General features: G+C 66.6%; 19 protein-coding genes. 7 read left to right on the top strand and 12 right to left on the bottom strand.

From position 1 onward, the window contains the following. The first annotated feature begins 166 nt into the window (after positions 1 to 166). Positions 167 to 1,660, top strand: coding sequence for a glycerol kinase GlpK (gene glpK / locus ABIC94_RS27275; RefSeq protein WP_354376166.1), 1,494 nt, complete (start codon positions 167 to 169; stop codon positions 1,658 to 1,660). Between the two features lie 18 nt (positions 1,661 to 1,678). Here glpK and ABIC94_RS27270 read toward each other — a convergent pair whose 3' ends face one another. From ABIC94_RS27270 to ABIC94_RS27255, 4 genes are all read right to left on the bottom strand, one after another. After that, positions 1,679 to 2,224 carry a prolyl hydroxylase family protein gene (locus tag ABIC94_RS27270; protein WP_354376165.1) on the bottom strand — a complete coding sequence of 182 codons (546 nt, stop codon included), beginning with the start codon at positions 2,222 to 2,224 and terminating at the stop codon, positions 1,679 to 1,681. A gap of 13 nt (positions 2,225 to 2,237) precedes the next feature. After that, positions 2,238 to 3,194: an alpha-E domain-containing protein gene (locus tag ABIC94_RS27265; RefSeq protein WP_126749016.1), complete on the bottom strand. Its 957-nt coding sequence runs from the start codon at positions 3,192 to 3,194 to the stop codon at positions 2,238 to 2,240. 42 nt (positions 3,195 to 3,236) lie between these two features. Further along, entirely contained in the window at positions 3,237 to 4,736 is a 1,500-nt protein-coding gene (locus ABIC94_RS27260; protein ID WP_354376164.1) for a circularly permuted type 2 ATP-grasp protein, read from the bottom strand. A gap of 90 nt (positions 4,737 to 4,826) precedes the next feature. After that, on the bottom strand, positions 4,827 to 7,289 hold the full coding sequence (locus tag ABIC94_RS27255) for a DNA internalization-related competence protein ComEC/Rec2 (RefSeq protein WP_354376167.1): 2,463 nt from the start codon (positions 7,287 to 7,289) through the stop codon (positions 4,827 to 4,829). 167 nt (positions 7,290 to 7,456) lie between these two features. On the opposite strand from ABIC94_RS27255, the gene ABIC94_RS27250 reads away from it, so the two are divergent. The 5 genes from ABIC94_RS27250 (at position 7,457) to ABIC94_RS27230 (ending at position 16,145) form a co-directional block, all read left to right on the top strand. After that, complete coding sequence (locus ABIC94_RS27250) at positions 7,457 to 10,999, top strand: DUF2126 domain-containing protein (RefSeq protein WP_354376163.1); 3,543 nt, start codon at positions 7,457 to 7,459, stop codon at positions 10,997 to 10,999. 83 nt (positions 11,000 to 11,082) lie between these two features. After that, complete coding sequence (locus tag ABIC94_RS27245; protein ID WP_354376162.1) at positions 11,083 to 13,833, top strand: circularly permuted type 2 ATP-grasp protein; 2,751 nt, start codon at positions 11,083 to 11,085, stop codon at positions 13,831 to 13,833. Between the two features lie 32 nt (positions 13,834 to 13,865). Beyond that, on the top strand, positions 13,866 to 14,681 hold the full coding sequence (locus tag ABIC94_RS27240; RefSeq protein ID WP_354376161.1) for a basic amino acid ABC transporter substrate-binding protein: 816 nt from the start codon (positions 13,866 to 13,868) through the stop codon (positions 14,679 to 14,681). A 16-nt stretch (positions 14,682 to 14,697) separates the two neighbouring features. Then, a complete protein-coding gene (locus ABIC94_RS27235) occupies positions 14,698 to 15,690 on the top strand; it encodes a transglutaminase family protein (protein ID WP_354376160.1) in 993 nt (330 codons plus the stop codon). Continuing rightward, positions 15,687 to 16,145, top strand: a complete 459-nt coding sequence (locus ABIC94_RS27230; RefSeq protein ID WP_354376159.1) for a RidA family protein — start codon at positions 15,687 to 15,689, stop codon at positions 16,143 to 16,145. The genes ABIC94_RS27235 and ABIC94_RS27230 overlap by 4 nt, the downstream gene beginning before the upstream one ends. A gap of 313 nt (positions 16,146 to 16,458) precedes the next feature. Here the strand turns inward: ABIC94_RS27230 and ABIC94_RS27225 are convergent, their stop codons facing one another. The 8 genes from ABIC94_RS27225 to ABIC94_RS27190 form a co-directional block, all read right to left on the bottom strand. Further along, on the bottom strand, positions 16,459 to 17,484 hold the full coding sequence (locus ABIC94_RS27225) for a LacI family DNA-binding transcriptional regulator (protein ID WP_354376158.1): 1,026 nt from the start codon (positions 17,482 to 17,484) through the stop codon (positions 16,459 to 16,461). Between the two features lie 124 nt (positions 17,485 to 17,608). Next, positions 17,609 to 18,592, bottom strand: a complete 984-nt coding sequence (locus ABIC94_RS27220; RefSeq protein WP_354376157.1) for a 2-hydroxyacid dehydrogenase — start codon at positions 18,590 to 18,592, stop codon at positions 17,609 to 17,611. Positions 18,593 to 18,594: 2 nt separating this feature from the next. Further along, positions 18,595 to 19,548, bottom strand: coding sequence for a sugar kinase (locus ABIC94_RS27215; protein ID WP_354376156.1), 954 nt, complete (start codon positions 19,546 to 19,548; stop codon positions 18,595 to 18,597). Between the two features lie 5 nt (positions 19,549 to 19,553). Continuing rightward, a complete protein-coding gene (locus ABIC94_RS27210) occupies positions 19,554 to 20,297 on the bottom strand; it encodes a sugar phosphate isomerase/epimerase family protein (protein ID WP_354376155.1) in 744 nt (247 codons plus the stop codon). Further along, positions 20,297 to 21,052: an amino acid ABC transporter ATP-binding protein gene (locus tag ABIC94_RS27205; RefSeq protein WP_337296211.1), complete on the bottom strand. Its 756-nt coding sequence runs from the start codon at positions 21,050 to 21,052 to the stop codon at positions 20,297 to 20,299. Before ABIC94_RS27205 ends, ABIC94_RS27210 begins: the two co-directional genes overlap by 1 nt. Before the next feature lie 35 nt (positions 21,053 to 21,087). Next, entirely contained in the window at positions 21,088 to 21,885 is a 798-nt protein-coding gene (locus tag ABIC94_RS27200) for a transporter substrate-binding domain-containing protein (RefSeq protein ID WP_337296210.1), read from the bottom strand. Between the two features lie 58 nt (positions 21,886 to 21,943). After that, a complete protein-coding gene (locus ABIC94_RS27195; RefSeq protein ID WP_354376153.1) occupies positions 21,944 to 22,597 on the bottom strand; it encodes an amino acid ABC transporter permease in 654 nt (217 codons plus the stop codon). A 27-nt stretch (positions 22,598 to 22,624) separates the two neighbouring features. After that, entirely contained in the window at positions 22,625 to 23,296 is a 672-nt protein-coding gene (locus tag ABIC94_RS27190) for an amino acid ABC transporter permease (RefSeq protein ID WP_354376152.1), read from the bottom strand. Positions 23,297 to 23,430: 134 nt separating this feature from the next. Between ABIC94_RS27190 and ABIC94_RS27185 the strand changes: the two genes are divergently transcribed. Beyond that, the gene (locus ABIC94_RS27185; RefSeq protein ID WP_354376151.1) at positions 23,431 to 25,152 is read left to right on the top strand and encodes a hypothetical protein; all 1,722 of its coding nucleotides are present in this window, start codon (positions 23,431 to 23,433) and stop codon (positions 25,150 to 25,152) included. The last annotated feature ends 108 nt before the right edge of the window (positions 25,153 to 25,260 follow it).

Genomic DNA, 25,260 nt, shown 5'->3' with positions numbered 1-25,260 from the left:
GCATCGGGTGCTCCCCGCAGCGAAATAAAGGAGGAGCCGAAGGCGGGGGACATTCGCGGAGGGGAGTACCCGGTGGCCTTTGCACAAGCCCTGAAACAGCGGCAACCGAACCACAGCGCCAAGAACACAAGTCAAGCATGACCAGACTCCAAGGAATACCCAAGCCATGACCTACTTGCTAGCACTCGACCAGGGCACCTCCAGCTCCCGCAGCATCGTGTTCGATCGCGAAGGCCGCATCGTCGCCATCGCGCAGAAGGAGCTCACGCAGATCTACCCACGGCCGGGTTGGGTCGAGCATGACCCGATGGAGATTTGGCACAGCCAACTCGCCACCGCGCGGGAAGTGCTGACCAAGGCCAAGCTCCAGCCTGCGAACATCCATGCCATTGGCATCACCAACCAGCGCGAAACCACCGTGCTGTGGAACCGCAAGACCGGCCAGCCGGTGCACCACGCCATCGTGTGGCAAGACCGGCGTGCCGAGCCGCTGTGCGCAAAGCTGCGCGACGAAGGCATGACCGGCACCATCCAGGAGAAAACCGGGCTGGTCATCGACGCATATTTTTCAGGCACCAAGCTGCGCTGGCTGCTCGACAACGTGCCCGGCGCACGCGCCCAGGCCGAGCGCGGCGAACTCGCCTTCGGCACGGTCGACAGCTGGCTCATGTGGCAGCTTACGGGCGGCAAGGTGCACGTCACCGACGTGAGCAACGCCTCGCGCACCATGCTCTTCAACGTGCACAGCAACGAATGGGATACCGACCTCCTCAAGGCGCTCGACATTCCCGCCGCGCTCATGCCCAAGGTGCAACCGTCGAGCTCGCACTTTGCCGATACCGATGCCGCACTGCTCGGCCGAGCCCTGCCCATCGGCGGCGTGGCCGGCGACCAGCAGAGCGCCCTCTTCGGCCAGGCCTGCTTCGCGGCCGGCATGGCCAAGAACACCTATGGCACCGGTTGCTTCCTGCTCATGCACACGGGCGCGGCGTTCCAGCCCTCGCACAACGGCCTGCTCGTGACCAGCGCCGCGCAGACCGACGCTACGCCCCAGTACGCCATGGAAGGCAGCGTGTTCGTCGGCGGCGCCGTGGTGCAGTGGCTGCGCGACGGGCTCAAGGCCATCAAGGGCAGCGCCGAAGTGCAGTCGCTCGCCGAAAGCGTGCCCGACGCGGGCGGCGTGATGATGGTGCCGGCCTTTACCGGCCTTGGCGCGCCCTACTGGGATGCCGATGCGCGCGGCACCATCACCGGCCTCACGCGCGGAACCACCGTGGCGCACATTGCGCGCGCCGCGCTCGAAAGCATCGCCTACCAGAGCGCCGCACTGCTGCAGGCCATGAGCCGCGATGCGGTCGCCGCCGGCGGCACGCCCGTGGCCGAACTGCGCGTGGATGGCGGTGCCAGCGTGAACGACCTGCTGATGCAGTTCCAGGCCGACCTCCTGGGCATTCCCGTGGTGCGGCCCGAAGTGATCGAGACCACGGCGCTGGGCGCCGCCTACTTGGCAGGCCTGTCAACCGGCGTCTACAGCGACGCGCGCCAGTTGTCGAAGCTATGGAAGGTGGAGCGCCGCTTCATGCCGACCATGGGCCGGGCGCAGGCCGAGGAATCGATGGCGCGCTGGGAACGCGCGGTGCGACAGGCCACGGCGAGCTGAGCGCCGCCTCGCCCGCGCTCAGGCGACAGGGCCGTACATCACGTCGGAGCGCAGCACGTACTTCGTGCCCTCTTCGATCGCGGCACCTTCATGCCAGGTGTCGTGAATGAAAAGCAGCGCGGCGCCGGCTTCGGGCTTCACGCGGAACTCGCGAAAATCGGTGTCGCCGCCGGTGAAGCCGTCGTTCAGGTAGACGAGCAGCGTGAGTTGGCTCGTGAGCCCGTCTTCACGCCAGGGCCCGTCCTTGTGCATCTTGAAGCGCTGGCCGGGCGAATACTTGTAGAAGCGAAGGTCCTTCGGCAGCCCATGTGCCAACTGGCCGGCCACCTCGGGAAGCGCGACTTTCCCCAGCCGCGCCCAGAGCAACGCAACCCAGTGCGCTGAAGGCAGCATCGCGCGCTCGTTGTTGCGGATGGTCGGCATAGGCTTCGGCCCATCCGCGGTGCGCACGCCGGCCGAGGCGAAGCCTTCGCGCTCAGCCAAGGCGATCAGCTCTTCGCACTCCTCTGGTTCGAGAAAGCCTTCGATCGAAAAGGCTCGCGGCGAATGGGCGATCAGCCGCACGCGTTCGCTATCCTCAGTGCGCCGGGACCAAAAAGTCCTGGCTGATCCGGCCGCCGAGTTCATTCACCCGGTCGAGGAACTGCGTGAGGTAGGCATGCAGCCCGGTCGCCAGGATTTCGTCGACCCGCGCGTACTGCAGGTCAGCCAGCAGCTTGCCGGCGCGGCGCTGCGTTTCGGCGCTCTGCTCGTTCTGCACCTTGGCGAGGTTGTTCACCACCTCGACCAGGCTCGCGTGCAGCGAACGCGGCATGTCGGCGCGAAGAATGAGCAGCTCGGCCACGCGCTCGGGCTTGATCACGTCGCGGTACACCTTGCGGTACACCTCGAAGGCCGAGACGCTGCGCAGGATGGCGCTCCAGTGATAGAAGTCGTACTCCTGGTCTTCCTCGGTGGCGGTGCCGAAGAATTCGCTGTTGAGCGCGTGGAACTTCACGTCCACCAGCCGCGCGGTGTTGTCGGCGCGCTCAAGAAAGGTGCCCAGGCGCGAGAAATAAAAGGCCTCGTCCTGCAGCATGGTGCCGAGCGTTACGCCGCGCGAAAGGTGCGAGCGGAACTTGACCCATTCGCAAAACTGAGCCGGGTCGCGTTCGAAATCGCCGGCGCGCAGCATGCGGTTGACTTCGAGCCAGGTGGTGTTCTGGGTTTCCCAGGCTTCGGTGGTGAGCGCGCCGCGAACCGCGCGAGCGTTTTCGCGCGCGGCCTTGAGGCAGGAGACGATCGAAGACGGATTGCTCTCGTCCTTGACCATGAACTCCATCACATCGTGGGGCGTGATCTGCTCGTACTTCTTGTTGTACGAGGGCAGCAGCTCGCTGATGGACAACACACCCTGCCAGCCGTACTTGGCCACTTCGGCCGACTGGGGCAGGAGCGAGGTCTGGTAGTTGACGTCGAGCATGCGCGCGGTGTTTTCCGCGCGCTCGGTGTAGCGCGACATCCAGTAGAGGTGATCGGCAGTGCGTGACAGCATCGTTTGTTCTCCTGATTCCTTGCTTGCTTCTTGTCTGCTGCGCTAGGCCGATTGCGATTGACTTTGCGACTGCGACGCCTTCGGCTTGGCACTGCGGTCCGCCTCGAGAATCCAGGTGTCCTTGGTGCCGCCGCCCTGCGACGAATTGACCACCAGCGAGCCCTCCTTGAGCGCCACGCGCGTCAGGCCGCCGGGCACCATCTGCACCTCGCTGCCCGAGAGCACGAAGGGGCGCAGGTCGATGTGGCGCGGCGCAATGCCGGCATCGACAAAAGTCGGCGATGTGGAAAGGCTCAGCGTGGGCTGCGCAATGTAGCCATCGGGCTTGGCGATCACGGCCTTCTTGAAGTCTTCGATCTCGGCCTGCGTGGCGGCCGGGCCGATGAGCATGCCGTAGCCGCCGGCGCCGTGCACCTCCTTGACGACCAGGTCCTTCATGTTGTCGAGCGTGTACTGCAGCTCGTCCTTGTTGCGGCACATGTAGGTGGGCACGTTCTTCAGGATCGGCTTTTCGCCGAGGTAGAACTCGACCATCTTGGGCACGTAGGGGTAGATCGACTTGTCGTCGGCCACGCCGGTACCCACCGCATTGCAGATGACGACGTTGCCATCGCGGTAGGCGCGCATCAGGCCCGCGCAGCCGAGCGTCGACGTGGGGCGGAACACCTCGGGGTCGAGAAAATCGTCGTCGACGCGGCGGTAGATCACGTCCACGCGCTTCGGCCCGCGCGTGGTGCGCATGTAGACGAAGTTGTCCTTCACGAAGAGGTCTTGCCCTTCGACCAGTTCCACGCCCATCTGCTGGGCGAGGAAGGCGTGCTCGAAGTAGGCGCTGTTGTACATGCCGGGGGTGAGGACCACCACCGTGGGCTCGGCCGTGGCGGCCGGCGCGCTGGCGCGCAGCGTCTCGAGCAGCAGGTCGGGGTAATGCGCCACGGGCGCGATGCGGTTCTGGTTGAACAGCTCGGGAAAGAGCCGCATCATCATCTTGCGGTTTTCGAGCATGTAGCTCACGCCGCTGGGCACGCGCAGGTTGTCCTCGAGCACGTAGTACTCGCCGTTGCCTTGGGCATCGGGGGCGCGGACGATGTCGATGCCCGAGATGTTGGAGTACACGTTGTGCGGCACGCTCACACCCATCATTTCGGGGCGGAACTGCGCGTTGTTCAGGATCTGCTCGGCCGGAATGATGCCGGCCTTGATGATTTTCTGGTCGTGATAGACGTCATGCAGGAAGCGGTTGAGCGCCGTCACGCGCTGCACCAGCCCCTTTTCCATGCTCTCCCACTCGTGGGCAGGAATGATGCGCGGCAGCAGGTCGAACGGTATGAGCCGCTCGGTGCCGGAACCGTCTTCGTCCTTTGCGCCGTACACCGCAAAGGTAATGCCGACCCGGCGAAAGATCATTTCCGCCTCTTCGCGCCGCGATCGCATCACCTCGCCGGGTTGCTTCGCAAGCCATTGGTCGTAGCGCTTGTAGTGCTGTCGGATTGCAGCCCCCGCATAGGGTAACTGCTCATACATCTCATCGAATTTGTGCATGGAACGACCAATCTCCTTGAGCCATAGCTTAGCAAGTTCGAGGCCAGTGAAAGCCCTATGTTGGCGCGAATTCCGGTCCGCCCGCGGTCGTCAAGGCAGGCGGTGATGCCAATAACGTGCATTGCGCTCCCGTTCGCAGCCGACCTCGGCTGGCGCCTGGCTGCGCCATAGCGCGGCGCCGCAGGGCACGTTTTCGACCAGCCTCACGCCGTAAGCGGCATAGCGCTCGACCACCTCCCTGGCCGGATGGCCGAAGCGGTTGCGATAGCCCGCCTGAACCAGCGCAATGCGCGGGCGCACCGCGTCCAGCAGCGCCGCGCTCGACGAGGTCTTGCTGCCGTGATGCGGGGCCAGCAGCACATCGGCGCGGAGCTCTGGCGTTCTCGACACCAAGGCAGCCTCTTGCAGGCGCTCGATGTCGCCGGCCAGCAGCGCCGTGGCCCGGCCGTTCGCGATGCGCAGCACGCATGAGATGGCATTGGGCCTGGTGAAGGAAAGATAGTCGGCCGGCGCGGGATGGAGAATTTCAAAATCCACGCCGTCCCAGGTCCAGCGCTGACCGGCTTCACAACGCCTGGCCGGGCGCACAGCCTGCAGCGGATGCGTGGCTTCGATCGAGCTCAAGAGCTCGGCCCGCGGCTGCATCGCGAGCACGGCGGCTGCGCCGCCGGTGTGGTCGATGTCGCGGTGGCTCAGCAGCAGCATGTCCAGCCGCTCGTCGAAAGCGCGCAGCAACGGCACCAGCACGCGATGGCCGGCGTCGCTTTCGAGGCTGTAGCGCGGCCCTGTGTCGTACAGCAGGCTGTGCGTTGCCGTGCGCACCAGAACCGCGTTCCCCTGCCCGATGTCGGCGGCAAGCAACTCGAACTGTCCGGTGGCCGGCCGGGGCGCCTGCCACAGCAGCACCGGCAGCAGAAGCGGCAGGCCGAGCGCTCGCAGCGACCACGGCAGGCGCATGGCCAGCAGAACGCCGCCCGCCACGCCAAAGCCGGCCATCCACGTCGGTGGAGCGGCCATCGACAGGGTGGCATACGGCAAAGCGGCAAGCCACCTCAACAGCACGGCCAGCGCCTGCACCGCCCACGCGGCCAGGTCCCAGAGCGGCGCTACAGCAACGCCCAGCATGGCCAGCGGCGTGATCACCAGCGTCACCCAGGGAATTGCGACGGCATTGGCCAGCAGGCCCACCACGGACACCTGCTGAAAAAGCAGCAAGCTCAGCGGCGTGAGTGCCAGCGTGATCACCCATTGCTCGCGAAAAAATGCCAACAGCCGAACCGATGGCCCCGTCTTCTCGTCGGCGGGTCGCATGAAGCCGGTCGTGAACAGAACGCCGACCGCGACGAAGCTGAGCCAGAAACCCGCCTGCATCAGCGCCCAGGGGTCGATTGCCACGACCACGGCCGCGATCAGCAGCCAGACATGCGGCCACGGCCAGCGCCGCCCGGTGAGCCGCAGCAGCGCCGCGGTTGCCAGCATCCAGACCGTGCGCTGCGAAGGCACGCCCCAGCCGCTGAAAAGCGCATAGAGCCCGGCCAGCAGCACCCCGCCGACCAGCGCGGCCTGCGGTGCGGGAAAGCGCAGCATCAGTGCGCCGCTGCGGCGCCACAGCGCGCCGACCGCGTACGCGGCGAGCCAGGCGAACATCGTGATGTGAAGCCCCGAAATCGACATCAGGTGCGCCACGCCGGTGGCGCGAAAAATATCCCAGTCGCTGCGTTCGATGGCGCTCTGGTCGCCGGTGACAAGGGCCGCGATCACGCCGGCCTGCCGGCTGTCGGCCACGCGCTCGAACACCGCGTCTCGCACCGCCTCACGTGCGCGCTCGAGCGGATGCAGCCAGGTGGATTGCAGACGTGCCGGTGCGGCGTCGCTGGCGCCCGTTCGCACATAGCCGCTGGCACGCACGCCCTGCTCCCACAACCACAACTCGGTGTCGAAGCCGTGCGGATTGAGATTGCCGTGCGGTGCCTTGAGCCGCACCGTGAGGCGCCAGCGTTCGCCCGCATGCAGCGGGCCCGCGTCACTCCTGGCAGTGATGGCTGTACGCCCTTCCGGGGCGCGGCCCCAAAGGCTGGTGTCGTCGCGGTACCAGCCGAGCGCAATGCGCGCTGGAACACGAACAGGTGTTGAAAGCCGCTCGTCGGCCCAGCGAGCGGACTCGACATCCAGCCGGAAACGCGTGCCGCCCTCGTTGCGCTGGGGCATTTGCGCCACCACGCCGATCACCTGCAGGTCTCGGCCTTCGAGGGCCGGATCGAGTGCGCCGGTCGAGTAGGCAGCCGCCCGCCAACCGGCAAGACCGCCGCCGGCGAGGGTTCCGCAAGCCAGGGCAACGATGATGGGCAGCCCTGCGAGCATCCGCCATGCATAAGGCCGACGAAACAGAAAAGCCAGCGGCCGCCATCGCCGCGAAAGCATGGCCAGTCCGGCAAGGCCCGCGAAGAACCAAGCCGCATAGGCACCCTCGCTCCACAGCCGCGCCTGATGCAACTGCAGTGCCGCGCCGAACAGCGTTCCGCCCAGCGCGGCAAAGGCCCACGATCCGGCCATGCGGCCGCCGAACCCACGGGGCGTCAACAAGGAACTCCGGAACACATGATGCAAACCCTCCCCAGACCCACGCTCAGTGGCGCGTTAATTGCTTGGCATCTGGGCTAGTATGCGTCTCACAAGAGACATCTTTTCGATGCAATCTCGCAGTACTGCACACAAAACGCATGTCCATTCACGCCGCACTCCACCACGTCACTCACTACAAATACGACCGCCTGGTGCAGTTGGGTCCGCAGGTCGTGCGCCTGCGTCCCGCGCCGCATTGCCGCAGCAACGTCATTTCGTATTCGCTGCAGGTCGAGCCGGCGGAGCACTTCGTCAACTGGATGCAGGACCCGTTCGCCAACTACCAGGCGCGGCTCGTGTTTCCCGAAAAGACGCGCGAGTTCAAGGTCACGGTCGACCTCGTGGTCGAAATGGCGGTCTACAACCCGTTCGATTTCTTCCTCGAGCCGCAAGCCGAGAACTTTCCGTTCAAGTACACAGCTTCGCAGGCCGAGGAACTCGCGCCTTACCTCGTCACCGAAGAAGCCACGCCGCTGCTCTCGGCCTACCTCGAAAAGATCGAGCGCAAGGAGCAGCGCACCATCGACTTCCTGGTCGGCCTCAACCAGCAAGTCCAGAAGGACGTCAACTACCTGATCCGCATGGAGCCCGGCGTGCAGACGCCGGAAGAAACGCTCACCAACGGCAGCGGTTCGTGCCGTGACTCGGGCTGGCTGCTGGTTCAGCTGCTGCGCCATTGCGGCCTGGCGGCGCGTTTCGTTTCGGGCTACCTGATCCAGCTGACGCCCGACGTGAAAGCGCTCGACGGCCCGAGCGGAACCACGGTCGACTTCACCGACCTGCACGCCTGGTGCGAAGTGTTCCTGCCGGGCGCGGGCTGGGTCGGCCTGGACGCCACCTCGGGCCTCATGGCCGGCGAAGGCCACATTCCGCTCGCCTGCACGCCCACGCCTTCGAGCGCGGCGCCCATCGAAGGCGGCGTCGACGAGTCGGAGGTCGAGTTCGGCCACGAGATGAAGGTCACGCGCATCTACGAATCGCCGCGCGTCACCAAGCCCTATACCGAAGAGCAATGGGCCGAAGTGCTCGCGCTCGGCGACGCGGTCGATGCGCGCCTGAAAGCCGGCGACGTGCGGCTCACCATGGGCGGCGAACCGACCTACGTGGCCACCAGCGACCGCGACGCGCCCGAATGGAACACCGATGCGCTCGGCCCCACGAAGCGCGGCTACGCCACCGAGCTGGTTCACAGGCTGCGCGCCGAATACGGCCACGGCGGTTTTCTCCACTTCGGCCAGGGCAAGTGGTATCCGGGCGAGCAGTTGCCGCGCTGGGCGCTTTCGATCTTCTGGCGCGCCGACGGGCAAACGCTCTGGCACGACCCCGAGCTTTTTGCCGACGAGCGCGTGCCCACGCACTACACGAGCGAAGACGCACGCCGCTTCACCACCGTGCTGGCGCACAAGCTCGGCATTACCGAGCGCTACGTCCAGCCCGGCTACGAAGACGTTTACTACTACCTCTGGCGCGAACGCCGGCTGCCGGTGAACGTCGACCCGTTCGAGTCGAAGCTCGACGACGAACTCGAGCGCGTTCGCCTGCGCCGCGTGTTCACGCAGAAGCTCGACGCGGTCATCGGCTACATGCTGCCGCTCGAACCCGGCAACGCCGATGCCGACGCGCCGGCGCTCAAAGGCCCAGGCTGGAAAACCGGCCCCTGGTTCCTGCGCGACGACCGGCTTTACCTGATTCCGGGCGACTCGCCCATGGGCTACCGGCTGCCGCTCGATTCGCAGCCCTGGGCCAGCAAGGGCGACTACCCCTACCTGGTCGAGCGCGACCCGACCGCGCCGCGCGCAGCGCTGCCGAGTTCAGCCGACTACCGCGCGCGCTATGCCGTGCCGACCGGCGGCGCGCCGGGCGCCGACCTCGGCGCCGTACCCTATGACTTCGGTGCGCCGCCCGCAGTGCCCACCGCCGTGCGCATGCAATCGCCGGGCGGTGCCGCAGCCGCAGCCGCGAGCGGCGATGCTGCCGCGGCCCGCGCCACGGCATCGGACGAGGCTGCCGACAGCGCCGCAACACCGGCCTCCCGCCAACCCCTGCGCGGCGAGTCGGCCCACTGGGTAACGCGCACCGCACTGTGCGTCGAAGTGCGCGACCCGCGGCGTGCCAACGGCCCCGCGGCCGAGAAAAAGGGCAGCGCCTCGGGCGTGCTCTACGTCTTCATGCCGCCGCTCGCGCGCCTGGAGGACTACCTCGACCTGGTCGCGGCCGTCGAAGCCACGGCCCGGCAGCTTGGCATGCGCATCGTGATGGAAGGCTATCCGCCGCCGCGCGATCCGCGCCTGAAGATGCTGGCCGTGACCCCCGATCCGGGCGTGATCGAAGTCAACATCCATCCGGCGCACAACTGGAAAGAACTGGTCGCGCACACCGAGTTTCTCTACAACGCCGCGTTCGAAACCCGCCTCTCGGCCGAGAAGTTCATGACCGACGGCCGCCACACCGGCACCGGCGGCGGCAACCACTTCGTGATGGGCGGCGCCACACCGGCCGACAGCCCGTTCCTGCGCAGACCCGAGCTGCTTGCGAGCCTGCTGCTCTACTGGCACAACCATCCGTCGCTGAGTTATCTGTTCTCGGGCATGTTCATCGGCCCGACCAGCCAGGCGCCGCGCGTGGACGAAGCACGCAACGACCAGGTCTACGAGCTGGAAATCGCCCTGAAGGAAATCGCGAGAAGCCGAGAGATCCATGGCCAGAACATGCCGGCCTGGCTGGTCGACCGCACGCTGCGCAACATCCTGATCGACGTTTCGGGCAACACCCACCGCAGCGAGTTCTGCATCGACAAGCTCTACTCGCCCGACTCGAGCACCGGCCGCCTCGGCCTGCTCGAACTGCGCGCCTTCGAAATGCCGCCGCATGCGCGCATGAGCATTGCCCAGCAACTGCTCATCCGTGCCCTGGTGGCGCGCTTCTGGGACGAGCCCTACAAGGCGCCCGTCACCCGCTGGGGCACCGAGCTGCACGACCGCTTCCTGCTGCCCACCTTCGTCAAGATGGACTTCGACGACGTGATCAGCGAGATGCGCCAGGCCGGTTTCGCGTTCGACATCGACTGGTTCGCGCCGCACTTCGAGTTCCGCTTCCCGCTGGTGGGCCAGGTGCAGGCCATGGGCGTGGAGCTGTCGCTGCGCAACGCGCTCGAACCCTGGCATGTGATGGGCGAGGAAGGCTCGGCCGGCGGCACGGTGCGCTATGTCGATTCGTCGCTCGAACGTATCGAGGTGCGCGTGACCGGCCTGAACGAAAGCCGCCACGTGATCACCGTCAATGGCAAGGTGCTGCCGCTGCAGCCCACCGGCACCGTCGGCGAGTTCGTCGCGGGCGTGCGCTACAAGGCCTGGAACCCGCCTTCGGCGCTGCATCCGAGCATCGACGCGCATGCGCCGCTGACCTTCGACATCGTCGACACCTGGATGAAGCGCTCGCTGGGCGGCTGCCAGTATTTCGTCGCCCACCCGGGCGGGCGCAACTACGACACTTTGCCGGTCAACGCCTATGAGGCGGAGAGCCGGCGCATGTCGCGCTTCACGCGCATGGGCCACACGCCCGGCCTGATGCGCACGCCGCCGGCCACCATCGAGCTCGCGGGCAGCCGCGAATTCCCGTTCACCCTCGATTTGCGGCGGTGAGAAGAGCAAAAGGCAAACAGGGCGACATTTAGCACATCGCCGGCCACCTGCCCCGGTGACGGCAATGTGACAATCCACACCCTGTGGAACCTTTGAACGAATCCCTGTTCGACGCCCAGGCGCTGGAATTTCCAGCCGCCCTGGCGTCGGCGCTCGCCCCGGCCGCCCTGCCCGGCCACTTCGACGAACTGCGCGGGCAGGCCACGCCAGCGGCACCGGCGCGTCAGATCGCTGGCGCAGCGCCGATGGCGGCCATGCCGCCCATGCTCTACGACGCGGCGGCCGAGCGACCGGCACCTGCACCGGGCGGGTCGCAAGCCCAGTCCCAAACGCAGACACAGACCCAGGTTCTCCAGCCGCCGCCCTCCAACGAAAAACCGCCCCTCACGCCCGCGTGGAATGCGTTCTTCGACCAACTCGGCCCGGGCGGGTTCAACGACCTGCCGCGGCGGGCTGTCAACCTGGAGCGGCAGATCCGCGACAACGGCGTGACCTACAACGTCTACGCCGACGCCAACGGGCCGCAGCGCCCGTGGTCGCTCGACCTGTTTCCGCTGATCGTCTCGCCCGAGAGCTGGAGCCAGATCGAAACCGGCGTGCTGCAGCGCGTGCGCGTGCTCGACCGGGTCATGGCCGATGTCTACGGCCCGCAGCAGCTGCTGGCCGAAGGCCTGCTGCCCGATGCGCTGGTGCGCGGCCACCCCGGCTACCTGCGCGCCCTGCACGGCGTCAAGCCGCCGGGCGACACATGGCTGCATATCGCGGCCTTCGACCTTGCCCGCGGACCCGACGGCAACTGGTGGGTGGTGTCGCAGCGCACCCAGGCGCCCTCGGGCCTCGGCTACCTGCTCGAGAACCGGCTGGCCATCACGCGCCAGTTTCCGCAGGCCTTCGAGGCCCTGCAGGTGCAGCGCCTGGCCGCCACCTACAGCGCCATGATGGACGGCCTGCAGCACATGTGCCCGGCCGGTGCGCCGCCGCACATCGCATTGCTGACGCCCGGCCCCTACAACGAGACCTACTTCGAGCACGCCTACCTCGCGCGCTATCTCGGCCTGACGCTGGTCGAGGGCAGCGACCTCACCGTGCGCGACCAGCGGCTCTATCTCAAGACCCTGCAGGGGCTGCGCCCGGTACACGGGCTCATCAAGCGGCTGGACGACCAGTTCCTCGACCCGCTCGAACTGCGCCCCGACTCCACGCTGGGCGTGCCGGGCCTGCTGCAGGCCATTCGCGCCGGCAACGTGCTGGTGGCCAACATGCCGGGCTCGGCGTTTCTCGAATCGCCCGCGCTGCTGGGCTTTCTGCCCGGGCTGGCGCGCCGCCTCATCGGCGAAAAGCTCAAGCTGCCGGCGCTGCCGACCTGGTGGTGCGGCGAGCGCGCCGCGCTCGAGGCGGTGCTGCCGCAGCTCGGCGACTGCGCCATCAAGCCCACCTATCCCGGCTTCGACGGACAGACCAGCTTCGACGCGGTGCTCGGCAGCCAGCTGAGCCGGCGCCAGCTCGACGAATGGGCCGGCCGCATCGTGCGCGGAGGCGAGGCCCACACCGTCCAGAGCCAATTGCCGCTGTCGCAGATGCCCACCTGGGCCAATGACATGGGCCCGGGCCACATTGCGCCGCGCGCAGTGCTGCTGCGCGTTTTCGCGGTGAGCGACGGCGCGCAGTCGTGGCGCGTGCTGCCCGGCGGCCTGGCCCGGCTTGCGGGCCGCGATGCGCAAATTGCCTCCATGCAGCGCGGCGGCAGCAGCGCCGATGTGTGGGTGCAAACGCACGGCGAGGTCGATCGCACCACGCTGCTGCAGCCGCATGCCACGCCGGCCTCGCTCGCACGGCACCGCGCGCCCGTGACCAGCCGCGCGGCCGAAAACATGTTCTGGCTCGGCCGCTATACCGAGCGCGCGGAAAACGCGGTACGCCTCGCGCGCCTCACGCTCAACCTGCTGGGCAGCGAAGACCAGTCATCGCGCCCGCTGCTCGACTGGCTGCACCGCATGGCCTTGCGCAATGCGCTGGTGCCCGCCGAAGTGCCCAGCGCGCCGCAATCGCGCCGCGTGTTCGAACGCGCGCTGATCGCCGAACTCGGCGACGTGGAGCGCGGCGGCAGCGTGGGCTTCAGCCTGCGCTGCATCCGGCAGGCCGCAGCGGCCGTACGCGAGCGGCTCTCGCAGGACAACTGGAACCAGATCGTGCGCGCCGAAGCCGAGTTTCTGCGACGCGCGGCCGAACAGGCCGACGAAGGCACCTTTGCCACCGGCGCCGCATTGCGCGCGCTCGAATCCGCAAGCACCGCACTCGCCGCCATGACCGGCGCGCAAACCGACCGCATGACGCGTGACGACGCCTGGCGCCTGCTGTCGATCGGCCGCCACATCGAGCGCCTGGGCTTTCTTTCCAACGCGCTGGAAACCGGCTTCGAGAACGGCGCCGTGCACGAAGTAAGCGGCTTCGAAGCCATGGTGGCGCTGTTCGACAGCACCATCACCTTCCATGCCCGCTACCAGCAGCGGCGCGACGTGGCCACGCTGGTCGACCTGCTGGTGCTCGATGCCGAGAACCCGCGCTCGCTGGCGTGGGTCACGCAAACGCTGCGCGGGCGCATTGCGCGCCTTGCGGGCAGCGCGCCCGGCAAGCTCACCGCGCTGTCGTACGAACTGCCCGACCCTGCGACCTGGACGCTCGAGCATCTCTGCGCGGCCGGAGCCGGCGCGAACTACCCTGCACTGGTGCAGCTTCTCGCCAACTGCGAGACGGCGGCCTACCATGTGTCCGACGCCATCGGAACGCGCTATTTCACGCTCACGTCGGAATCGCTGCGCTCGGTCGGCGCCTGAGCACGCAACGACACTTCTCAAGGGGCATTCCAATGTCTGGCATTGTCATCAGGCGCCGTTTCGCACTTGCCGCCCTGAGCCTCTTCGCGGCCCTGACCCTCGCGGCCTGCGGCAAGCAGGAGCCGGCCACCAGCACAACGGCGCCGGCCGCCGCGCCGGCTGCCCGCGTCTACGTGGTCGGGACCGATGCCGCCTACACACCCTTCGAGTCGCAGAACGAAAAAGGCGAAGTCGTCGGCTTCGACATCGACGTGGTCAAGGCGGTTGCGAACAAGGCCGGCATCGAGGTGAAGTTCGTCAACACGCCGTGGGAAGGCATCTTCAACGCGCTCGACCAGGGCGACCGCGACCTGCTGGTGTCGGCCATCACCATTACCGACGAGCGCCGCCAGACCATGGACTTCTCGAAGCCCTACTTCGAAGCCAAGCAACTGATCGCGGTCAGGCGCGATGTGCCGGTGGCAAAGTTCGAAGACATCAAGACCATGAAGGTCGGCGTGCAGAACGGAACCACGGGCGACGAGGTGGTGGGCAAGCTTCACGGCAAATCGAGCGGCAACATCAAGCGCTTCGAGTCCACGCCGCTGGCGCTCAAGGAACTCGAAGCGGGCGGCGTCGAAGCCGTGGTGGCCGACAACGGCGTGGTGGTGCATTACCTCGCCAACAACACCGGGGGCGGCTTCAAGACGGTGAGCGATGCGTCCTTTCCGGTCGAGCACTACGGCATCGCGGTCAGGAAGGGCAACGCGGAACTCCTGGCCAGGATCAACAAAGGCCTCGACGACATCAGGGCCGACGGCAGCTACGACAAGATCTACGCGGCGCATTTCGGCAGCGCGCCGAAATAGCCCCAGCAGGAACCCCATGCTTCTTCACGTCACGCACGAAACCCGCTATGAGTATTCGCCTCCGGTCGAAACTGCACAGCACCTGGCCCACCTGAAGCCGCTGGCCACCGGCTCGCAGCGCCTCGTGAGCCACAAGCTCGCCATCGAGCCCCCGCCCGCGCAGCGCAACGAACTGCCCGATGTATACGGCAACACACGCGCCTTTTTTGCCCTGGAGGCCACGCACGACAGCCTCGTGGTCACCGCCGAAAGCGTGGTCGAAACCTCGGCGCCCGTGCTTTCCGAGGCCATCGCACGCGACCTGCCCTGGGAGGCGGTTCGCGAGCGCTTCCGCTACCGCAAGGACGCCATCTTCGACCCCGCCTCGGAGTTCGTTTTTCCCTCGCCCTACGTGCCCCGCCACGACGATTTTTCGGCCTATGCACGGGCAAGCTTCGCACCGGAGCGGCCGACCTTCGACGTGGCGATGGACCTCACCGAGCGCATGTACCGCGACTTCGCCTACGACGCCGACAGCACCGAGATCAACACGCCCGCCGTGGAGGCGCTCGCGCAGCGCAAGGGCGTGTGCCAGGACTTCGCCCACATCATGATCGCCTGCTTCCGCGTCATGGGCCTGCCCGCGCGCTACGTGAGCGGCTACCTGCTCACGCAGCCACCGCCGGGACAGCCGCGGCTGGTGGGCGCCGATGCCTCGCACGCCTGGGTTTCGGTCTACCTGCCCGGTGAAGGCGACGGCGACGACAGCGCCGGCGGCTGGGCCGAGTTCGATCCCACCAACGGCCGCCAGCCGGGCGAAGACTACGTCGCGCTTGCCATCGGCCGCGACTATTCCGACGTGTCGCCCATGCGCGGCGTGCTGCACGGCGGCGCGCGCCACACGCTCAAGGTGGGCGTGACGGTGCAACCCATTGAAGAGCTGCGCACGCAGGCTGCGGAAGCGGCGCAGTCACAATCACAGACACAATCGCAAATTCAATCGCAACCCTCGGACAAGGATCTCCAATGAGCGTTTACGACAAGCTTTCCAGCCTCGGCATCACCCTGCCCCCGGTCGCCGCCCCTGCCGCGGCCTATGTGCCCTTCGTGCGCACCGGCAACCTGGTTTTTCTCTCAGGCCATATCGCCAAGAAGGACGGCAAGGTCTGGACCGGCCAGCTCGGCGCCAACGTCAGCACCGAAGAAGGCAAGCGGGCCGCGCGCGCCATCGCCATCGACCTGCTGGGCACGCTGCATGCGGCCGTGGGCGACCTGAACAAGATCACGCGCATCGTCAAGGTCATGAGCCTGGTCAACTCCGTCGGCACCTTCACGGAGCAGCACCTGGTGACCAACGGCGCGAGCGAGCTGTTTGCCGAAGTGTTCGGCGCCGAAAAAGGCTCGCATGCGCGCAGCGCGTTCGGCGTGGCACAAGTGCCGCTGGGCGCCTGCGTCGAGATCGACCTGGTCGCCGAAGTCGGCTGACCGGCTCCCGCAGAGGCTGCGACAGCCATGAGCGTGCAGGCCCTGCGCTCGTCCTTCGGGAACAACTGCCACTGGTGCGGCCTGCCCATGGATTTTTCGGAGCCTCGCAGCGCCCCTGACTCGGCCACCATCGAGCATCTGAACGACTCGACGCTGGGCGGCGTCCGCAAGCAGAAGCACCGGCGGCTCGCCCACGCGATCTGCAATCACACGCGCAACGAGTTCAAGCTGCAGGCCGAGCGGAATTTCCAGCGCTGGATTGCCGAGCGCGTCGAACTCGTCCGCCTCGTTGGCGTTGCGGATCCGGACGCCGCTATGCCGGCCGAGACGAGCCCCGCACCACCAGTTGCCCCGGCAGCAGCAGCTGGCGCGGCGCCGCATCCAGCCCCTGCAGCCGCTCGATCAGGCAGGTAGCGGCACAGCGGCCGATGGCGTCGGTCGGCTGCGCTACCGTGCTCAGGCCGGGGCCGATCAGCGAGGCCCATTCGGGATCGTCGAAGCCGACGAAGCCCAGTTCCTGCCCGAAGTGCCAGCCCAGGCGCGCCATGGCCTGCGCCACGCGCAGCGTGACCACCGCGTTGCCGGCAACCACCGCGGCGCGGCGTCCCCGCTTCGCCCGGCGATGGAGCGCGCTCAATGCTTCGTCGAGCGCATCGCTTTCTCCCTCGACGCTTTCGAACACTTCGCCCGCCACGCGCGGCTCGTGCGCCGCAACGCAGGCACCGAAAGCGGCGGCACGTTCGCGGCGCGAGCTCACGCCTTTTTGCGGCTCGGTCACGTAGAGCAACTCGCGATAACCGCCTTCGACCAGATGGCCACAGGTGTCGCGCATCGCCGAATGGTTGTCGAGCGAGACGAAATCGGTGTGCATGCCGGCATGCCGCCGGTCGACCAGCACGGCGGGCTTGCCGTGCAGCGTGACCGCATCGACCACGTTGCTGCCGCGGCCCAGCGTGTTGAGAATGAAGCCGTCGACCTGATAGCCCGCAAGCGCATCGATGGCCTCGCGCTCGCGTTCGCTCTCGTTGCCGAGGTTGAACAGCATCACCAGGTAGCCCGCATCCTGGCAGGCCTTCTCGGCACCGCGCAGCACGGCCACCGAGTAGGGGTTGGTGATGTCGGCCACGATCAGGCCAATGAGCCGCGAGCGTCCGTGGCTCAGCGCTTGCGCCATGGGGCTGGGGGTGTAAGCCAGTTTGGCGATGGCCGCCTCCACGCGCGCTGCGATGTCGCGGCTCAAAAGGCGCTCGCGGTGGTTGAGAAAGCGCGAGACGGTGGCTTTGGAAACGCCCGCGGCCTCGGCGACGTCGGCGATGGTGGCACGCCCGCTCGGGTTCATGGATTTGCTCCTTCCCCCGCTGGGGGAAGGTTGGGATGGGTGCAGGCAGAGCGCGCAATGGATACGCCGCTTGCCCCCACCCCTACCCTCCCCCAGCGGGGGAGGGAGAAAATCCTCGGGGGGTTCATGCGGCCGCCGTGTCGTACGGCGCGGTCGGTTTCTCGCCGGCCAGTGCCTGAAGCAAGTTGGTCGTCGCGAGTTCCGCCATGGCATGCCGCGTCTCATGCGTGGCCGAGCCGATGTGCGGCAGCGGCGTCACACGCGGATGCGTGCGCAGCGGCGAATCGGCGGGCAGCGGCTCTTTCGCGAACACGTCGAGGCCGGCGGCGCGCAGCGCGCCATGGTCAAGTGCGTGGAGCAAGGCAGCTTCGTTGACGGTGGCGCCTCGTCCGCCATTGATGAAAGACGCCCCCGGCTTCATGCGCGCGAAGAAGTCGGCATCGATCATGCCGCGCGTCGCATCGGTGAGTGGCAGCATCGCCAGCACGATGTCCGAACGCGCAAGCAGTTCATCGAGCGGCGTATGCGTGGCCCGGCCCTGCAGCTCGGGCGCCTGCGCGGCCAGGTCGACCGGCCGGCGCGAGTGATAGAGCACCGGCATGCCGAAGCCCAGTGCCGCGCGCCGTGCCACGGCCTGGCCGATGCGGCCGAAGCCAAGAATGCCCAGCGTCTTGCCGTGCACGTCGGTGCCGAAGAGCTCTTCGCCGATGTTCTTCGTCCAGCGGCCTTCGCGCACGAGATTCGACAGCTCGACCACGCGCCGTTGCGTGGCCATCAAGATGGCAAACACCGTGTCGGCCACCGTCTCGGTCAGCACGTCGGGCGTGTGGCACAGCACGATGCCGCGCTTGTGCAGTTCCGCCAGCGGGTAGTTGTCCACACCGACCGACACGCTCGAAATAACCTGGAGTTGCGGCGCCGCATCGAGCAGTGCCGCATCGACCGTGTGGCTCGAACCGATCAGTCCGTTTGCGGTGCGCAACGCGGCGGCAAAAGCCTCGGGCTCCTTGCGCGGATCGGCGACGGTCACATGGTGCGCAGCCTGCAGGCGGGCCAGTTGGTCTTCGGGCAATGGCCGAAAGACAAGCACGTTCTTTTTGTTGGTCATGGTCAGAGTCCCGCTTCTTCGAGTTGCGCACGGGTTGGCAGGCCTTCGGTATCGCCCAGCACCTGCACGGCGCGTGCACCGATCCAGGCACCGCGGCGCACGGCCTCGGGCACGCTTTTGCCTTCGAGCAATGCGCTCACCACGCCGGCCGCGAAGCCGTCGCCCGCGCCCACGGTGTCGATCACTTCCTTCACCGGAAAGCCGTCGATACGGCCGGTGCCGGCCACGTCGCTGTGGTAATACGCGCCCTCGGCACCGAGCTTGACGACCACCAGCTTTGCGCCGCGCTCGCGGTAGAAACGCGCCACGTCTTCGGGCTGGGTGTGGCCCGTGAGCAGCAGGCCCTCCTCGATGCCGGGCAGCACCCAGTCGGCGCGCGAGGCCAGCTCGTTGATCCAGTGGCGCATGGTGTCGGTCGACGGCCACAGCGTGGGCCGCAGGTTGGTGTCGAACGAGATGGTGCGACCGGCCGCACGCATCACGTCCATCGTCTTGAGCGCCGCCTGCAGGCTGGTGTCGGAAATGGCCGGAAACACGCCCGTGGCGTGCAGGTGGCGCGCCGAACGCAGCCAGGCTTCATCGACATCGGCCGGGCCCATGTGGCTCGCGGCCGAACCCTTGCGGTGATACTCGACGGGCGGATCGCTGCCGTCGGTGACGCGTCCCTTGAACTGGAAGCCGGTGCGCTGCGCGGGGTCGCAGATCACGTGCGAGCAATCGATGCCCTCGGCTTTCATCGTTGCAATCAGATAGCGCCCCATCGAGTCGGTGCCCAGCCGGCTCGCCCAGCCCACCTTGAGGCCCAGGCGCGAAAGGCCGATGGCCACGTTGGTTTCGGCGCCGGCGGTGCGCTTGTGGAACGCCTCTGCGTTCTCCAGCGGACCGGGGCGATCGGCCACGAGCAGCAGCATGGCCTCGCCGAACAGGGCAACGTCGAAAGCGGTCGGTTCTGTCATGTTTTCTACGCTCTCACGGAGCGGATGAAATCGATTTGCGTGCGTGTGACGGCCAGCAGGTCGTCCCCCACCAGAGGGTATTCGATCGCATGCGGCACATCGGCCGGCAGCGCGCGCAGCACCGCGCGCCACGGCGCGGCCGAATCGCCCAGCGGCACCGCCACCCACTTGTGCGGCAAGCGCTGCGCGCCCTTGCAATGCACATAGCGCACGCGGCGGGCCAGCGCCTGTGCGGCCTGCAGCGGGCATTCGCCGAGCCAGTGCCAATTGCCCATGTCGAAGGTCATGCCGAGTTCGACGCCGGCCTTGTCGGCCACGTCGAAGAAGGTCTGCAGTGCCGGCAGAGTGCCGGCGCGCACGGTCTGGTCGTTTTCGATCAGCAGTTCGACACGCGTTTCCGCGAGCTGCACCTTCAGACCCCAAAGCGATCCGTGCGACGACGGGCGAAAGTCGCCGATCGACATCTTGAGCCGCCTGGCGCCCAGCTTCGTTGCGGCGGCGATGCCGCGCGCAAGCGCAGCGCTGTCGAGCCAGCCGCCTTCGGCCCAGAGCCCTTCAGGGCTCGAGTAGACCGAAGCAAAGCCGGCCAGCGAAGGCAGCTCCGCCTCGGGGTTGCGCAGCATCTCGCCGCGCACCTCGACCGAATCGGCACCCGCCTCCAGCGCCATCTGCGAACACCAGAGCTGGCCATGCCGCCCCACCTCGGCCGCACCGAAGGACGACAGAGAAATCAATACCTGGAAAGACATCAGTGGGCCTGATGGGAGCTCAGGATCTGGCCGAGGAACTGGCGCGTTTTTTCGTTCTGCGGATTGCTGAAGAATTCCTGCGGCGGCGCCTGCTCGACGATCTTGCCATCGGCCATGAAGATCACCCGGTCGGCCACGCTGCGGGCAAAGCCCATTTCGTGCGTCACGCACAGCATGGTCATGCCGTCTTCGGCCAGGCCGATCATGGTGTCGAGCACTTCCTTGACCATCTCGGGGTCGAGCGCCGAGGTGGGTTCGTCAAACAGCATGATCTTGGGCGTCATGCACAGCGCGCGTGCAATGGCCACGCGCTGCTGCTGCCCGCCCGAGAGCTGGCTTGGATACTTGCCGGCCTGCTCTGGAATGCGCACGCGCGTGAGGTACTTCATGGCCACCTCTTCCGCCTGCGCCTTGGTCATGCCGCGCGAGCGCATCGGCGCAAGCGTGCAGTTTTCCAGAATGGTGAGGTGCGGAAACAGGTTGAACTGCTGGAACACCATGCCGACCTCGGCACGCACCGCGTCCACGTTCTTGCCGCCGGCCGTAAGGTCGATGCCGTCGACCACGATGCGGCCCTTCTGCACCGTTTCGAGCCGGTTGATGCAGCGAATGAGCGTGGACTTGCCCGAGCCCGAAGGCCCGCAGATCACGATGCGCTCGCCCTGGCGCACCGACAGGTCGATGCCGGTCAACACCTGGAATTCACCGTACCACTTGTTGACCGCTTCCATGCGGATGATCGATTCCGTCGTCATGCCAGGATTCCCTTTTCTTCTTCAGCCCTTGCGGTTCACTGCATCTTCGGCAGGTCGGCCTGCAGCCACTTCTGGTAGAGCTTGTTGAGCTCGCCATTGGCGGTGTTCTTGGCGACGAATTCGTTGACCGCCTTGTGCAGCTCTTCCTGGCCCGGACGCATCGCGATGCCCATCGATTGCTGCACCAGCGTGAACTTGTTTTCGTAGCTGCCGGCAGGCACGCGCTTGGCGATTTGCGCGGCCACGGTCACCGAGCAGCCGATGGCATCGACCTGGCCCGAGATCAGCGCCTGCATGGCCGAGGCGTCGTCGTCGAAGCGGCGAATTTCCGTGCCTTCGGGCGCGGCCTTGGTCACGGCCACGTCTTGCGTCGAAGCGCGGGCCACGCCCACGCGCAGACCCTTCAGGTCGCCTGCCGCCTTGATGGGCGTCTTGGTGGCGCCGTACAGCACGATGGTGGCGGCCGCATAGGGCTGCGAGAACTGCACCTGCTTGGCGCGCTCGGGCGTGATGGCCAGCGAGGCGACCAGGACGTCGACCTTGTTGGTCAACAGGAAGGGAATGCGGTTCGGGCCGGTCACCGGCACGATGTTCGCCTTGACGCCCCAGTCCTTGGCGAGCAGCTTGGCCACGTCGGCGTCGTAGCCGTCGGGCTGGTTCTGCGCATTGGTGGTGCCGTAGGGCGGAAAGTCGACCAGCATGCCGATGGTGATCTCGCCCTTCTTCTTGATGTCAGCCACGGATTGAGCCGATGCGAAGGGTGCGAACACGGTGAGCGCGGCGCCGAGGCCAAGGGCTGCCAGCGCAACGCGGCGGGTGGTGGTACGGGTCATTGGATGTGTCTCCTGAAAATAAGAAGGAAGCGACGGGAAGAGAGAAAACGAAAAACGATCAGCGTGCGAGCGCCTGTGCACGCTTGCGTTCCATGCGTCCGGCCAGCAATGAGAGCGGCCAGCAGATCGCAAAGTAGATGGCCGCCACCACCGAGAACACGACGAGCGGCTGGAAGGTGGCGTTGTTGACGATTTGCCCCGCGCGCGTTACCTCCACGAAGCCGATGATGGCCGCGAGCGAGGTGCCCTTGATGATCTGCACGAGGTAGCCGACCGTGGGCGCGAGCGCAATCTTGAAAGCCTGCGGCAACACCACGTCGCGCATGCGCGCGCTGTACTTGAGGCTCAGGGCCTCCGCGGCTTCCCATTGGCCGCGCGGAACCGCCTCGATGCAGCCGCGCCAGATCTCGCCCAGGAAAGCCGCGCTGTTGAGGATGAGCGCCACGCCCGCGGCAACCCACGGGTTGATGTCCAGCCCCAGCACCGGTGCGCCGAAGAACACCAGGAACAGCTGCAGCAGCAGCGGCGTGCCCTGGAAGATCTGGATGAAGGTGGTCGAGACGACGCGCGCCCATGTCGACTCCGACGTGCGCATGAGCGCGATGATCAGCCCCAGAATCGCGCCGCCCACGAAGGCGATGGCCGAGAGCGCCAGCGTCCATTTGGCCGCTTCGAGAATGAACAGGAATTCGGGAAAACCGAAGGTACGCATGATGGTTCTGGCTCCGTCCGGGGCTTGTTACCGGCGGTCCGGATAGTTGAGCGTGCGCTTGTAGATCAGCTTGAACATGGCCGAGAAAGCCAGCGCCAGCGCGAGGTAGATGGCGGCCACCACGATGTAGATCTCGAAGCTGCGGAAGGTCTGCGACTGCAGGTTGGCGGCCACCGAGGTCAGGTCGTCGGCCGAGATGACCGACACCACGGCCGAGCTCAGCATCAACAGGATGAACTGGCTCGTGAGCGCCGGGTAGATGGCCTTGAGCGCCGGCTTGATGATCACGAAGCGGAAGATCTCCCAGGGCTTGAGGTTGAGCGCCCTGCCCGCCTCGATCTGCCCCTTGGGAATCGACTCGATGCCTGCGCGGATGATCTCGGTTGCATACGCGCCGAGGTTCACCACCATGGCCACCAGCGCGGCCGTTTGCGGCGACCAGCGCAGGCCGATGGCCGGCAGCGCGAAGAAGAAAAAGAACAGCTGCACCAGGAACGGCGTGTTGCGGATCACCTCGATGTAGGCATTGACGATGAAGCGCAGCCAGCCCGGCCCCGAGGTCTTGCCCCAGGCACAGAAGATGGCGACCACCAGGCCGATCAGCGTGGCGGAAAGCGAAAGCTGAATCGTGATCCAGGTGCCCTTGAGCAGCAGCGGCCAGGCAGCGAAGACGGCGTCGAATTGAAACTGGTAGTTCATGTGGGGCGAGCACGGGCATGGCCGTGCGCATGCCTCGAAAGCAATGCTTGCAGCTTATATGAAACCGGTTTCAGACCCACCTAGGGATTCCCCTAGGTGGGCTTTTCGGTGCACCTTCTGCCTACACTGGCGCGATGCTGAATACACCCGCGGCCGACATGACTGCAGAGGCAGGCGCAACCTCTACCGGCGCTTTTGCGGCACCGGCCGTGCAGCATTTCAGGCAGGCCCTGCTGTGGCCCTTGCGGCTGGTGCCGGCGCCTGACGCCAAGCCCACGCACCATGGTCCGTGGCATGTGCTGCGCGAGATGGGCGATGCCTCGCCGTGGCGCGAAGAAATCGACGAATACACCGGCGACAGCAGCCGCTTTCACGAACGCCACTACAACGAGTTCGTGAGCTTCCTGCCGTATGTGCAGCGCTTCCTGTACGGCGAGGGCCGCTCCAAGGGCAAGAGCGGCGAAGACACCGGCAGCGACGGCGATTCGCCGATGCGCATCTTCCGCCGCCACGACGTTGCGGCCGTGCGCGTGGTGCCGCAGGCCGGCGACGCGCCCATCACGCTCGACGTGGTGCATTGCGACTTGTACTTTTTCTTCGACATCGACGTGGTGCTGCTCAACCTCGAAGTCGGCGCGGACCACCTGAGCCTCGCGCAAGCGCAAGACCTGCTCTACCGCTTCGGCCGCGCCTACCCCGCCGGCTGGAGCGCCGACGGCGGCGCGCTGCACTGCATGGCCAGCGTCGAGTGGCTGGCTGCCGACGGCAGCGTGTTCGCACGCTCGGATGCGCAGCAGCGCGAAGCTTTTCTTTCGCACGTGGCCCAGCATCGCGCACCGCGCATTTCGGCCCACTGGGCCTACCTGATGCAACCGCTGGTGAGCGACCATTCCGACGACCCCGGCGCGCTGCGCTACCGGCAGATCGAGTACTACCGCATGCCGGTGATGGCGTACCTTGCGCTCGACGACCCGAAACGCCTTTCGCGCAACGACTTCATCCGGCTCGGGCTCGTCACCGGTGCCGCCGAGGCCGATGCGGCTCAGCATGCCCACCTGCCCTATGCACAGCAGCACCTTGCGGACTTCGAGCACAAGTATTGCTACGACCGCTTCTGGGTCGATGCCGGAGCGGCGCCGAACACGCGCTATCTCTGCAACGGCCATGCGCTGATCGTGGTGGGCGATGCCCGCTCGGAGTTCTTCTGCTGCCGCGACCGTGGCGTGCTCGCGCAGTTCAGGCATCAGCACTTTCTGCTGTTCCTCATCGCGCATTTCCAGAAGGCATCGCTCCTGATGTTCTCGGACCAGCTGGTAGAGGCCCTCAAGCGGCTCGACATTCGCAGCACGCCGAGCGTGAAGCAGTTCAAGCGCGCCATCCGTTCGAGCTTCGAGCGCTTTCTGCGCTTTACCCACCGCTACTGGTTCCACGAAATTTCAGAGCAGGCGCAGGTGCGGGCGCTCTCCCGCATGTGCACGACGCACCTCGGGCTCGATCCGCTCTACGACGAGGTCAAGTCGCGCATCGCCGACATGAACACGTATCTCGATGCCGACAGCCTGCGCCGGCAGGCCAGCACCGTGGTGCGGCTCACGGTGGTCACGCTGTTCGGCCTGATCGGCACCGTGACCACCGGCTTCCTCGGTATGAACCTGCTGGCCGAGGCCGACGCGCCGCTGTGGCGCAAGGCGATCTGGTTCGGCGTGGTGTTCGTCTTCACGACCTGGCTCACGATCTACACGATGGTGAAGTCGCAGCGCCTGTCTGACTTCATCGATGCGCTGTCGAATGATCGGTTGGGGTTTCGCGGGAAACTCAGTGCGCTGGCGCGGGTCTGGCGGTCTGGGGCTGATTGATCTTGCCGGAGTGCGTTGTTCAGGGCGGCGCTCCCGCCGACGGGGTACCTTGCTCCGCGAATGTCCCCCGGCCTGCGGCCTCCTCCTTTATTTCGCTGCGCAAGGCAC

This window comes from Variovorax paradoxus, assembly GCF_040544635.1.
GTDB lineage: Bacteria > Pseudomonadota > Gammaproteobacteria > Burkholderiales > Burkholderiaceae_C > Variovorax > Variovorax paradoxus_R.
The sequence above is the reverse complement of the archived record's forward strand: the minus strand, read 5'-3'. Positions and strand labels throughout refer to the sequence as shown.

Coding starts and splice junctions, on each gene's coding strand:
- glpK (WP_354376166.1), top strand. CDS start 167: ATGACCTACTTGCTAGCACTCGACCAGGGCACCTCCAGCTCCCGCAGC.
- ABIC94_RS27265 (WP_126749016.1), bottom strand. CDS start 3,194: ATGCTGTCACGCACTGCCGATCACCTCTACTGGATGTCGCGCTACACC.
- ABIC94_RS27260 (WP_354376164.1), bottom strand. CDS start 4,736: ATGCACAAATTCGATGAGATGTATGAGCAGTTACCCTATGCGGGGGCT.
- ABIC94_RS27255 (WP_354376167.1), bottom strand. CDS start 7,289: ATGGCCGGATCGTGGGCCTTTGCCGCGCTGGGCGGAACGCTGTTCGGC.
- ABIC94_RS27250 (WP_354376163.1), top strand. CDS start 7,457: ATGTCCATTCACGCCGCACTCCACCACGTCACTCACTACAAATACGAC.
- ABIC94_RS27240 (WP_354376161.1), top strand. CDS start 13,866: ATGTCTGGCATTGTCATCAGGCGCCGTTTCGCACTTGCCGCCCTGAGC.
- ABIC94_RS27235 (WP_354376160.1), top strand. CDS start 14,698: ATGCTTCTTCACGTCACGCACGAAACCCGCTATGAGTATTCGCCTCCG.
- ABIC94_RS27230 (WP_354376159.1), top strand. CDS start 15,687: ATGAGCGTTTACGACAAGCTTTCCAGCCTCGGCATCACCCTGCCCCCG.
- ABIC94_RS27225 (WP_354376158.1), bottom strand. CDS start 17,484: ATGAACCCGAGCGGGCGTGCCACCATCGCCGACGTCGCCGAGGCCGCG.
- ABIC94_RS27220 (WP_354376157.1), bottom strand. CDS start 18,592: ATGACCAACAAAAAGAACGTGCTTGTCTTTCGGCCATTGCCCGAAGAC.
- ABIC94_RS27215 (WP_354376156.1), bottom strand. CDS start 19,548: ATGACAGAACCGACCGCTTTCGACGTTGCCCTGTTCGGCGAGGCCATG.
- ABIC94_RS27210 (WP_354376155.1), bottom strand. CDS start 20,297: ATGTCTTTCCAGGTATTGATTTCTCTGTCGTCCTTCGGTGCGGCCGAG.
- ABIC94_RS27205 (WP_337296211.1), bottom strand. CDS start 21,052: ATGACGACGGAATCGATCATCCGCATGGAAGCGGTCAACAAGTGGTAC.
- ABIC94_RS27200 (WP_337296210.1), bottom strand. CDS start 21,885: ATGACCCGTACCACCACCCGCCGCGTTGCGCTGGCAGCCCTTGGCCTC.
- ABIC94_RS27195 (WP_354376153.1), bottom strand. CDS start 22,597: ATGCGTACCTTCGGTTTTCCCGAATTCCTGTTCATTCTCGAAGCGGCC.
- ABIC94_RS27190 (WP_354376152.1), bottom strand. CDS start 23,296: ATGAACTACCAGTTTCAATTCGACGCCGTCTTCGCTGCCTGGCCGCTG.
- ABIC94_RS27185 (WP_354376151.1), top strand. CDS start 23,431: ATGCTGAATACACCCGCGGCCGACATGACTGCAGAGGCAGGCGCAACC.